The 11787-nt window shown below is 34.6% G+C and carries 13 protein-coding genes; 3 read left to right on the top strand and 10 right to left on the bottom strand.

What is annotated here, in order from left to right; genetic code table 11:
* Nucleotides 1-14: 14 nt before the first annotated feature.
* Entirely contained in the window at nt 15-170 is a 156-nt protein-coding gene (locus tag X928_RS10405) for a transposase (protein WP_425440351.1), read from the top strand.
* On the opposite strand, the gene aroB is transcribed toward X928_RS10405, so the two are convergent.
* From aroB to aroF, 6 genes are read right to left on the bottom strand one after another with little or no spacing between them, the layout of a single operon-like run.
* Nucleotides 171-1610 carry a bifunctional shikimate kinase AroK/3-dehydroquinate synthase AroB gene (aroB, locus tag X928_RS02745; RefSeq protein ID WP_103078381.1) on the bottom strand — a complete coding sequence of 480 codons (1440 nt, stop codon included), beginning with the start codon at nt 1608-1610 and terminating at the stop codon, nt 171-173.
* On the bottom strand, nt 1607-2728 hold the full coding sequence (gene aroC, locus X928_RS02750) for a chorismate synthase (protein ID WP_103078382.1): 1122 nt from the start codon (nt 2726-2728) through the stop codon (nt 1607-1609). The genes aroB and aroC overlap by 4 nt, the downstream gene beginning before the upstream one ends.
* A 1-nt stretch (nt 2729) precedes the next feature.
* Nucleotides 2730-3518, bottom strand: coding sequence for a shikimate dehydrogenase family protein (locus X928_RS02755; RefSeq protein WP_245857157.1), 789 nt, complete (start codon nt 3516-3518; stop codon nt 2730-2732).
* Entirely contained in the window at nt 3515-4813 is a 1299-nt protein-coding gene (gene aroA / locus X928_RS02760) for a 3-phosphoshikimate 1-carboxyvinyltransferase (protein ID WP_103078384.1), read from the bottom strand. The genes X928_RS02755 and aroA overlap by 4 nt, the downstream gene beginning before the upstream one ends.
* 31 nt (nt 4814-4844) lie before the next feature.
* Complete coding sequence (locus X928_RS02765) at nt 4845-5687, bottom strand: prephenate dehydrogenase (protein WP_103078385.1); 843 nt, start codon at nt 5685-5687, stop codon at nt 4845-4847.
* Between the two features lie 33 nt (nt 5688-5720).
* Nucleotides 5721-6740 (bottom strand): 3-deoxy-7-phosphoheptulonate synthase, encoded by a 1020-nt coding sequence (gene aroF / locus X928_RS02770; protein ID WP_103078386.1) that lies wholly within the window; start codon nt 6738-6740, stop codon nt 5721-5723.
* Nucleotides 6741-7204: 464 nt separating this feature from the next.
* On the opposite strand from aroF, the gene X928_RS02775 reads away from it, so the two are divergent.
* Both X928_RS02775 and X928_RS02780 read left to right on the top strand, forming a co-directional pair.
* Nucleotides 7205-7876, top strand: a complete 672-nt coding sequence (locus X928_RS02775) for a zinc metallopeptidase (RefSeq protein ID WP_103078387.1) — start codon at nt 7205-7207, stop codon at nt 7874-7876.
* An 11-nt stretch (nt 7877-7887) separates the two neighbouring features.
* The gene (locus X928_RS02780) at nt 7888-8157 is read left to right on the top strand and encodes an acylphosphatase (protein WP_103078388.1); all 270 of its coding nucleotides are present in this window, start codon (nt 7888-7890) and stop codon (nt 8155-8157) included.
* Between the two features lie 31 nt (nt 8158-8188).
* Here the strand turns inward: X928_RS02780 and trpA are convergent, their stop codons facing one another.
* From trpA to trpC, 4 genes are all read right to left on the bottom strand, one after another.
* Nucleotides 8189-8965: a tryptophan synthase subunit alpha gene (gene trpA, locus X928_RS02785; protein ID WP_103078389.1), complete on the bottom strand. Its 777-nt coding sequence runs from the start codon at nt 8963-8965 to the stop codon at nt 8189-8191.
* Nucleotides 8962-10143 (bottom strand): tryptophan synthase subunit beta, encoded by a 1182-nt coding sequence (gene trpB, locus X928_RS02790; RefSeq protein ID WP_103078390.1) that lies wholly within the window; start codon nt 10141-10143, stop codon nt 8962-8964. Before trpB ends, trpA begins: the two co-directional genes overlap by 4 nt.
* A 213-nt stretch (nt 10144-10356) precedes the next feature.
* Nucleotides 10357-10980, bottom strand: coding sequence for a phosphoribosylanthranilate isomerase (locus X928_RS02795; protein ID WP_103078391.1), 624 nt, complete (start codon nt 10978-10980; stop codon nt 10357-10359).
* Complete coding sequence (trpC, locus tag X928_RS02800; RefSeq protein ID WP_103078392.1) at nt 10977-11738, bottom strand: indole-3-glycerol phosphate synthase TrpC; 762 nt, start codon at nt 11736-11738, stop codon at nt 10977-10979. Before trpC ends, X928_RS02795 begins: the two co-directional genes overlap by 4 nt.
* Between the last annotated feature and the right edge of the window lie 49 nt (nt 11739-11787).

Genomic DNA, 11787 nt, shown 5'->3' on the forward strand with positions numbered 1-11787 from the left:
TAGTAAGGAACTTGTTGCACATAAAATCGAATAGCTCTAACGGGAAAATAGAAGGTATGAACTCTAAACTTAGAGGATTTACTAAAAGGGCTTTTGGTTTTAAAACATTAAAGAATTTAAAAATCACTATCTTTATTGCCCTTGGTAAACTTAATTTAACTCCAGCTTAATTACCCACTATTTTCGTGATAGAACCTTATTTTTTGATTTGCCCCTATTTTTTTGTCGTTTGATAAATAATAATATATGTCTTTTTCTTCTATTTGAATGTTTTTAACTTTTTCAGGAACAAGTGTTTCTAATGTGTCTTTAATTTCTAGATACTCTTTTTCTTCCAAATATTTTTTCTTGTAAAAAAATTCTATTTCTTTGATCAAACCCCATCCTACCGATAAGCCATGTGCAATGCCTGTAGCGGCTTCAAAGGTGTGACCTAAAGTGTGTCCAAGATTCAAACAACTTCTCAACCCCGTATCTTTGAAGTCTTGTTCCACTATACGAAGTTTTTCCTCTACGGATCTTTTAATAAAAAAAGATAATTTATATAGATTCCTATTAAGTATCTCGTGCATATTCTCTTTAAAATACTCATAAAAATCATTTCCTGAGATCAATGCCATTTTATAACCTTCGATTAAACCTTCTATGAATGTTTCGTCATTTAAGGATAATATAGAAAGTGGATCTATAATCACTTCTTTGGGTAAGTTTATTGTCCCCACGACATTTTTGTATTTTTTGAAATCTATTCCATTTTTTCCTCCTATTGCAGCATCGATCTGAGAAAGAAGTGTGGTAGGGTAAAAAGAAAAGTTCATTCCTCTTTTGTAAGTGGAGCCAACAAAACCTGTAAAATCAGTTATAGTTCCTCCGCCAATCCCAAGGAGTAAGTTATCTCTAGAGACATTGTTTTCAAGTAGATATTCGTAAGCCCTTATTACAAAAGAGATGTCTTTTGTTTTTTCTCCGTTTGGTAAGACAAGTTTTTTCTGTGGTAGGTACTCTCCGTATAGTTCATTGACCTTTTCGCTGGTAAAAACTATGGAATCTGGGGGGAGAGACTTTAGACTTCCTGCATTTATTGATACTTTTTGAAAAGATGAATCTATTTCAGCATCGTTTTTGATATCGTATTGGTAGAGGATTTTAGCAACTGATTCCCATTCGGTCAAATTTGTGATATCGACCGTTTTGAATTGTTCGTATAATTCTTTTCGATCTTGGTATATCTTTATAATATTTTCTTTGTTGTTTGCTAGAACGGGTCTATTTTCTAAACTTACACGATCTTTAAGCTTTTCAGGAGCGACACTCAGGTATATGGCATTTTCTTTTTTCAATATGGTTCTATTTTTAGCGTTTAAGATTATTCCTCCCCCAGTTGATACGACTATGGATTGAGTGTTTTCTGCTAATTTTTCGAGAATGTCGTTTTCCAATTTCCTGAAGTATTCTTCACCGTATCTTTCAAAGATGTCTTTTATTTTAAGATTTTCGTTTTTTTCGATTTCTTCATCTATGTCGATATAGGGTATGGAAAGCACTTTTGAAATCTTTTTTGCGAGGGTCGTTTTTCCAGATCCCATCATTCCTACTAAGAAAATTTTCATCGAATATCACCATATTTCTTGAAGTATCTGTCTTTTACAAGTTCAATATTATCGTTTCCAAATCCGTCTATAATTTCTTCCATTAATATAATAGCAAGGGTACATTCTGTTATTACCGTCGCTGCAGGAATAACAACAGAATCAGATCTTATGTAAAGTGCTTCTTTTGGTTCTTTGGTTTTAAGATCAACAGAAGGAAGAGGATTTGCAAGTGTAGAAATAGGTTTGAAGTATGTAGTGACCATTATATTTTCTCCATTGGTTATCCCTGCTTCTATGCCACCTGCGTAATTCTTCGTTCTGCGTATATCGCTATTTTCCACTTTGAAAGGATCTTGGAATTCAGATCCAGGGATACTCACATCTTCTTTGCCTATAAAAACCCCTTTCACAGAAGGGATCGACATAAAGTATTTTCCTATTTTTGAATCAACTCTGTTCAAAACATCGGCGTAACTTCCCAATCCAGGTTTCACATTTGTGGCGAATGTTGTTACACTGCCTCCCAAGGTAGTTGCTTTTTTTAGGGCATTTTCTTTTATTTCTTCCATCATTTTTTCAGAAATATCTTCAAAAGGACATTGAACTTCTGATTCATTTCTTTTTTGGATATAGTAAGTGAAATCTTTTTGGATTTCTTCAAACCTTTCTTCTTCGACACTGACTTTTCCAATAGATTTTACAAAACTCGTCGTTGTTATACCAAAATTTTCAAGAAATTGTTTGACAACGCTCCCTATCGCGGTAAGTACACTTGTCCAGCGTGCGCTGTTCCTTTCTGTGTATATATTCAAATCATCTAATCTGTATTTATACCAACAAGAATAATCCCCATGCCCAGGTCTTGGAATATGTCTTTCTTCTTTGATAGGATTTTTTGCTTTGTTGTTTATGATTAAAACCAGCGGAGCCCCAGTGGTTATTCCTTCCCATAATCCCGAAACGATGATTACTTCATCTTTTTCTAATTTCATCCTGTTCCCACGGCCGTACCCTAACTGTCTTCTTCTTAGATCTATGTTTATTTTTTCTATATCTATTTTTAACCCTGCTGGTATTTCTTCTATTAATCCAATCATCTGTGAACCATGTGAGTCTCCTGCTATCTTTACTTGCATTTTATTCACCTCTAGCAAAAGTTTTAAAAGTTTCATCGAATATTTCTGGGGTATAAATATGCCATATCTTCAAATTTTCTACCCCCTGATGGTACCAAAAAGTGCGTCCATCTATACATTTGATATTGTTTTCTTTTGCAATCTTTTGGAGAGGGGTATTATTGTAAACAATATCGTAAATTAAAGATAGATTGGAAAGATCTCTAACTTCTAAATTAAATGATTCTCCAAACATTCCAATAGAAGTGGCGTTTATGAAGGTTTTAGAAGTACGGATTATGCTTTGTAGGTGGTCAAAAGATTCTATTTTTATATCTATTTTTGACAAGAAAATCTTTTTCAATTTTTCCGCTTTTTCAACCGTTCGATTCACAAGAAACAACTTTTTTATGCCCATTTTGTATAAAGCGTAGATGATGGATTTACTCGCACCACCCGCTCCAACTAAGACGATCGGTTCTTTCAGCATTGATGGATTTAACGAGTTATAAAAGCCTTTCCAATCTGTGTTGTAACCTTTATTGTTGAAAATGCAGTTAACCGCATTTATTTCTTTAGCTTCTTCTACTGGTTCTACATATTTAATCACTTTTTCTTTGAATGGAACAGTAACGTTGAGTCCGTCGTAAGAATTAATATATTTATTAATTTCATCGTCAAAATTATCAGGTACTATGACTATATCTTCATATACAGCATCGATATTAGCTTTTTTAAAATATTCATTAAAAACCTTTTTTGATAAGCTTTCTTTGTGAGGGTATTCTAATAATCCAAATTTTTTCATCATATACACCTTATCTTCTCAAAAATCTCTGTAAATTTCGGGAAAGATATATTCACACATTCAAAATTATCAATTTCTATAGGATTATCTGCTATCAATCCGGCTATAGCAAGCGACATTGCTATTCTATGGTCATTGTAACTTTCACAAGTACAGTTCCCTCGTATTCTTTGGCCTCCGATTATATCAAAACCATCTTCTTTTTCTAAAACATCTATGCCCAATTTCTTTAATTCGCTGGTGATAGCCCTTATTCTATCTGTTTCTTTGTAACGTAATTCTTTTGCATCTTTTATAGTTGTTTTTCCTTTGGCTTGGGTAGCAGCTATCGCCAATATAGGGATTTCATCGATAATCAAAGGAATCATCTCACCTTTTATTTCAACACCCTGTAACGAACTACTTTTTACGAGTAAGTCTCCAACCGGCTCATTGTTTAATGTTTTTTCGTTTATGATCTTTATATCCGCTCCCATCATCTTCAACACAGATAATATACCTGTTCTGGTTGGGTTGATTCCTACATTTTTTATTAATAGAGTAGAGTTTTTGGTTATAAGGGCAGCAACTATGAAAAAGGATGCAGATGATATATCACCTGGCACAAAGAACTCCCGACCTTTTAAATTGTTAGTGAGACCTTGGATAACAACGGTTGTATCTTTTTGAATGATATCAGCACCAAAATATTTTAACATCCTTTCAGTATGATCACGAGATTTAGCAGGTTCTATTACCTTAGTTTCTCCTTTTGCATACAAACCAGCCAACAAAATTGCAGATTTAACTTGGGCACTTGCAACTGGGGTTTTATAAACAATGGGGGATATATCTTTTGTTCCCAATATAGTGATGGGAGCAAACTCGCCATTTTTCCTCGCAAAAAAACGTCCACCCATTTTACTTAGTGGATCTATGACTCTTTTCATAGGCCTTTCCCTCAAAGAGTCGTCCCCTGTAATTACACTGTAAAAATTCTGAGCCGATAACACACCCATCATTAAGCGCGTTGTTGTACCAGAGTTTTTTGCGTTTAGAACGTTGGATGGTTCAATGAAATTGTCCTTTCCCTTTCCCTCTACAATTACTTCATCTTTGTCAATTTGTTTAATATCGGCACCTATTGAATTTAATATATTTAACGTGCTTAAGGTATCTTCAGAACTTAACAAGTTGTGTATTTTTGTTTTACCTTCAGCGAGGGAACCAATGATTAGCGCCCTGTGTGATATTGATTTATCACCTGGTAGGGTGATCTCTGCATTTATATTTTCTGTTGGAGTTACTTCAATTTTCATCTTTTCCTCCCAATATTGAGTTTTTTTGCCTTTACAACTCAAATTTACTGATTTTGCTCAAATCATCTTTTATTTCATTGTATTTATCTTCGATTAGGTTCTTCTTGAAGGCAGTTAACTCTTTTTCAAAATTCTCTATGGCATGCAGTATATTCTCTTTGTTTTGTTTGAATATATCGATCCACATTTGGGGATCGCTTTTTGATAACCTTGTTGTGTCTTTAAAACCAGCTCCGACTAATTTTAGATAATTTTCATTATCTTCTTTTAAATTCATCAGAGTTTTAACTAGATAATAAGAAATTATCTGCGGCAGATGACTTGTTATTGAGAGAATTTCATCGTGAGTTTCGGCATCTATTATTATTGGAATGGCTCCGATTTTTGTGATCAACCTTTCAAACTTATTAAAATATACTTGGTCACAATTTGCGCTTTTTATCAATATATATTTTTTCCCTTTGAATAAATCCGCCTTGGCGTTTAATGGACCAGACTTTTCGGATCCTGCCAATGGATGACCGCCTATGAAATTGACCCTTTTGTTTTTGAAAGTATCAAAGAGTTGCGTAATTTTATATTTCGTACTACCAACATCGGTTACAACTGTATTTTCTTTTGCTAGACTAATTGTATCATGTAAAATACTTTTTGTACTTTCTACAGGCGTTGCAAAAATTATTAAATCTGCTTTTGAAATATCTGATATTTTCGCAGGTTCATCGATAGCTCCTAACTTTAAAGCTTCTTTTAAAGAATTATTATCGATATCGTATCCAATGATAGTACTTATTTCTTTTGTTTCTTTAAAGGCTAGAGCTAATGAAGTTCCAATCAATCCAGTGCCAATGATTATGGTGGTGTCGAATAACATTAATCGTTCCTCCAATACAATGTTGTTTGTATCTCAGGCTAAGATTTTACTGTCTATTTCTAATAAGGCTTTTATTTGATCCATTAATTCACTGAATTGCTCAAAATTCAGAGATTGTTTCCCATCTGAAAGGGCGTTTTGAGGATCTGGATGCACTTCTATTATTAACCCATCAGCGCCGGCGGCTACAGCAGCTTTTGATAGAGGAGCGACGTATCTCCAATCCCCACTAGCGTGACTGGGATCAATTATAATAGGTAAATGACTGTATCTTTTGATTACAGGTATTGCACTGATGTCCAAGGTATTTCTCGTTTCATCAGTAAATGTTCTAATTCCTCTTTCACACAATATAACCTGGCTGTTCCCTTCAGAAATGATATATTCTGCCGACATTAAAAATTCTTTGTATGTAGCTGATAAACCCCTTTTAAGTAAAACTGGTTTGTTGAGCTTACCTACTTCTTTTAAAAGTGCAAAATTTTGCATGTTTCTTGTTCCTATCTGTAAAATATCGGTATATTTTGAAACCAACTCGACCTCTCTGGTGTCCATAACTTCTGTAACTATCTTTAGACCAGTTTCTTCACTAACTTCTTTTAGAATCTTCAGGCCTTCTTCTTTTAAGCCTTGAAAAGAATATGGAGAAGTTCTTGGTTTATAAGCCCCCCCTCTTAGGAATTTAACCCCTTTTTCTTTTAAGAATAGAGCGGTTTCTAAAACCTGTTCTTTACTTTCTACTGCACAAGGTCCCGCGATCGTTAAAAAATTTTCCCCTCCTATTTTTATCCCTCCTATGTCGTATATTGAGTCTTTAGATTTGAATGTTCTACTTGCTAATTTGAAAGGTTGAGTTATTTCTACAACCCTTTCAACTCCTGGGAAAGTTTCGATGTTGTTTAAAATGTATTCTCTGTCACCTTGCCCCACTACTCCAACAATCGTGTGATTTTCTCCTTTATCGGGATGAGCTTTAAAACCTACTTCTTCCACCTTTTGAATAACATTTCTAACTTCTTCTTCTGTTGCATTTTCCTCCATTACGATCACCACCCGAATTCACCTCCAAATTTTAAAAATATTGTTTTTAGAAACTCCGAAGCTTGTTTTAGCGCCCCTTCGCCCCCTTAATTTATTTTCAAAGTATCTATAAAAAAAATAGGTGCCTACTAAAAGAGTAGACACCCATTTTGGAATCTTTGTGGACTAAGTTTTTATACGACAAAACAAAGCCACCAAAATGGGTGTCTTGCTAAAATACCAATAATATTTATTTTCATTTTCGATTAAGACCTTTGTAACCATTTTTGCTATCTCCTCAACTTTCCTTTAAAATTATTTTATCAGGAAAAAATATCTTTGTCAACATAAAAAAGTTTTTTTCTCTATAATTCAAAATTAATAGGCATAAAAGTATACACATCTGTAAAATAGACTAAATGAAAAGGTGCTAAAATTTTTTATGAAATATAGAGTTTAAAATACTCATCTACAAAATGAGTTGGAGGTGAATAATCATGTTTTATTCTACACTGTTATTGTTGATCCCACCATTGATATTAGCCATTTGGGCACAAAGTAGAGTTAGTAGTACTTTCAACAAATATTCTCGAGTAAAGGCATCAATTGGAGAGCCAGGCTATATGTTTGCCAGAAGATTACTTGATTCTGTTGGGTTATATGATGTTAAAGTCGAAAGAGTAAGAGGTACTTTGAGTGATCATTATGACCCTACCAAAAAAGTATTGAGACTTTCTGACTCCACTTATAACAGTTCGTCTATAGCTGCTTTGGGTGTTGTAGCTCACGAAGCAGGCCATGCTATACAACACGCTAAAGGTTATAAACCTTTAATTCTTAGGAATCTGGCTGTGCCGTTGGCAGGTTTTGGTTCTAACATGGCGTGGATTATCTTCTTTATTGGACTTATTTTTTCTACACCTTTCTTACTAAATGCTGGAATTTTCTTGTTCCTTTTCGTGGTTTTATTTTCAGTTATAACGTTGCCTGTTGAGTTCAATGCCAGTAGTAGGGCTTTGAAACTTTTACCCGTTATGGGAATGTCTAAAGAAGAAGTAGCAGGTGCAAAAAAGGTGTTATCGGCAGCGGCGTTAACCTATGTGGCAGCTGCTTTAATGGCGATCGCTCAACTTTTGAGAATGCTAGTGTTAGCTGGTTCAAGAAATTAAGGTATATCTCTATGATTTGTAAAAGATGGACACTGTATGGAAGAGTTCAAGGTGTTGGTTTAAGACATTTTTTAAGAGTGCATGGAGTAAGGCTTCAACTTGAAGGGTATGTTAAAAACTTACCCGATGGTTCGGTTGAGGTGGTTGCCCAAGGAGAAGAAGAAAAAGTTTTGAAACTAAAAACTATCATCTTACAAGGAAATGGGTTCAGTAGATTAGAAGATATTCAAGAAGAAGATTTTCCCATAGGGAATTATGGAAGTTTTCATATAGAGTATTGAATCAAAATAGAGGCGAACAACCTCTATTTTTTTACCACACTTTCAAACTTTTTGTAAAGCTTTTTATTTCTTTAAGCAATTTAGCTTTGTCATCGCTGTTTTCGTTGATTTTTTTTATAAGAGCACTTCCCACAATTATTCCATCGAAATATTCAATAATATTTTTAGCCTTTGTCGGGCTGTCTATTCCAAAACCGATGGCTAAAGGGATATTAATATATTTTCTCACTCTTTGTGAGTACTCTTTCAAATGCTCTATAGGTGCCTGGCTATCGCCTGTTACTCCCATAATAGATACACAGTACAAAAATCCAGAACATACCTTAGAGATTTCTTTTAGTCTCTCTTCAGAGGTGTTTGGAGCGACCAGTAAAATAGGATCGATACCGTTTTCTTTTATTTTTGCGTAAAATTCCTCTTCTTCGTCAAAAGGCAAATCTGGAATTATTACCCCAGAGATGCCCGTATTTACGACGTCTGTTATAAAATTGTCGATACCATAATTGAGAATTGAGTTGTAATAACCCATTAAAACGAGTGGGCAAGTAACATCTTCTTTGATTTCATTCAGGGCTTCAAAAATTTTTTTAAGGGTAATCCCATTTTTTAAAGCTTTTTGGCTTGCTTTTTGAATTATTGGCCCATCGGCTAAAGGATCAGAAAAAGGTATTCCTACCTCTATAATATCAACACCATCTTTGTTCAATTCTAATATAATTTCTTTTGTAGCCTCTAAGCTTGGATCTCCGGCTGTTACATAGGTGATTAAAGCCTTTTTATTTTTAAATGCTTCACTTATTTTGCTCATTCTATTACCTCCCTACCAAGCTTTCTATAAGAATCGACATCTTTGTCTCCTCTTCCAGAAAGGTTTATCATCATGATTTTATCTTTATCGAGTGAGGGTGCAACTTTCATAGCGTAAGCGATTGCATGCGAACTTTCAAATGCTGGGATGATTCCCTCCAATTTCGTTAAAAGTTCGAAACCTTGCAACGCTTCTTCATCTGTTATGGATACATACTGTGCTCTTTTTTCATCATGTAGATAACTATGTTCAGGTCCCACACCCGGATAATCTAAACCTGCAGAAATAGAATATGCAAGTTGAATTTGACCGTCTTCATCTTGTAAAACGTAAGATTTACTTCCGTGAAGTACGCCTATTTTCCCCGCAGTCAAAGAAGCTGCATGTTGCCCAGTTTCTAATCCTTTCCCTGCGGCTTCCACTCCTATCAATTCAACATCTTTATCTTCTATGAAAGGGTAGAATATACCCATAGCGTTACTACCTCCGCCAACACATGCAACTATGTAATCAGGCAGCCTTCCTTCTTTTTCTAAAATCTGATTTTTAGATTCATCACCAATAACCCTTTGAAAATCTCTGACTATTTTAGGATATGGATGTGGTCCTACTACAGAGCCTATAACGTAGTGCGTGTTTTCAACGTTTGTAACCCAGTCTCTAATAGCGTCATTTATGGCTTCCTTTAAAGTTTGACTACCACTGTATACAGGCACTACTTTTGCTCCCAGCATCCTCATTTTGTATACGTTGAGGGCTTGCCTTCTGATGTCTTCTGCCCCCATGTAAACTATACATTCCAAACCAAATCTAGCAGCAGCGGTCGCTGTTGCCACACCGTGCTGGCCTGCACCGGTCTCTGCGATTATTCTTTTTTTATTCATTCTTTTTGCAAGTAATACTTGCCCCAACGCGTTATTTATTTTGTGTGCCCCTGTATGGTTTAAATCTTCCCTTTTTAGATATATCTTTGGACCATTAAGGTATTCTGTAAATCTTTCAGCAAAATATAAAGGGGTAGGCCTTCCACAGTAATCTTTCAACAAACCTTGGTATTCGTCTATAAAATCAGGATCTTTTGAATATTTTTCGTGAGCTTCCTCCAACTCTTCAAGTGCCGGAATCAATGTCTCTGGAACGTATCTACCTCCATACTGACCAAAATAAGCATTTTTCATAAAATTGAATCCTCCTTTTTTATTTTTTGCAGTTTTAAAGTTTGTTATAGCACCCCTTTGCCCCGTTCCCCACCCTTCTTTAGAAAGGGACCTGCGGTCCCTACCCCAGTGGGGGGTGGAGGGCTCCGCCCTGTGACCCTTTTAAAATCAAAATCTTGTTTCTAAAACGTGCGTTGAAAACCCTTTGCTCCGCTCCCCACCCTTTTAATTTTATTATTTTATTTTGATAGAATTTATCCTATCGATAATTTCTTTTATTAACCTAATATCTTTTTTACCTGGATACAATTCAACTTTGCTGTTTAGATCAACAGCATTGGGTTTAATTGTTTTTATAGCCTCAACTACATTTTCTGGGCCTAAACCACCCGCTAAGATGAACGGTTTTTTTATATCGGTTTCTTTTAAAATCTCCCAATTGAAAGTATGCCCTGTACCACCTGTCTTTTCACCTATTTTTGTATCAAATAAGAAGTAACCCACAAAATCATTGTACTTGGATATTTCTTCCAAAGAGCTCTTATTTTCAATTTTAATAGCTTTTATTGTTTTTAACTTGCAATTTTTAATTGTATTTGCATCTTCTGATCCGTGAAATTGAACGTAATCAAATACCCTACTTCTTTCAATTTTTTCAATTTCTTCTTTATTAGGATTGACTACTACAGCTACTCTGCTTACAAAGGGAGGTAACTCTTTAGATATTTCAAGAGCCTTTGATAATTCAACTTTTCTCGGGCTTTCGGCTAAAATGAAACCTAAAGCATCTACCCCAGCTTTGGATATGTTAATGGCGTCTTCAATGTTTGTGATTCCACAAACTTTTATCCTAATCACTGTAAATAACTCCTTTTTTCTGGAAATAATTCCCCAATCTTCGAAACAGGATCGTTTTCTTTCATTAGAGCTTCTCCGATTAATACCCCATCTACTCCTAAACTTCTAAGGTAATCGATGTCACTTTTTTCTTTAATCCCACTTTCTGAAATAACATAAAAATCCTTACGTTTATCTAATTTTTCAAGTTCTTCAAGTAGTTTTTCAGTATTTCGTAGGCTAACAGAAAAATCATTTAAATCCCTATTATTTATTCCCAATATTTCAGTTTCGGTATCTAAAACCTTTATTAATTCTTGGCGGTTATGAACTTCGACTATGGCTTCTAAACCTATATCTTTTGATATCTTAAGAAAATCAGAGATCTCTTTTTTTGTTAGTATTGAAGCTATGAGTAAAATAACGTTGGCTCCCAGAAATAATGACTGGTAAATCTGTATGGGATCGATTATGAAATCTTTTCTTAAAATAGGAAGATTTGTTTTGGCTCTTAATTCTTTTAAAATTTTTGTACTACCTTGAAAATATTTTTCATCAGTTAGGATAGAAATAGCATCTGCACCAGCTTTTATATATAACTCTAACTGCCTTTGTGGGTCAAAATTCGTTGAAATGATTCCTTTACTTGGTGAGGCCTTTTTAATTTCCGCTATTAAAGTTAATTTTCCTTTTTGGAAGGAGTCTTTTAAGGAGATTTTCTTTTCTTTTAGCTTTGCTACTTCTTCCTTTTTTGTTTCTACTATTTTTTCTAAATACATCTTTTCCTCCTTTATCAGAATTTTTTACTATTTTAGCGCCCCTTCGCCC

This window comes from Petrotoga miotherma DSM 10691 (assembly GCF_002895605.1).
In the GTDB taxonomy this organism is placed as follows: domain Bacteria; phylum Thermotogota; class Thermotogae; order Petrotogales; family Petrotogaceae; genus Petrotoga; species Petrotoga miotherma.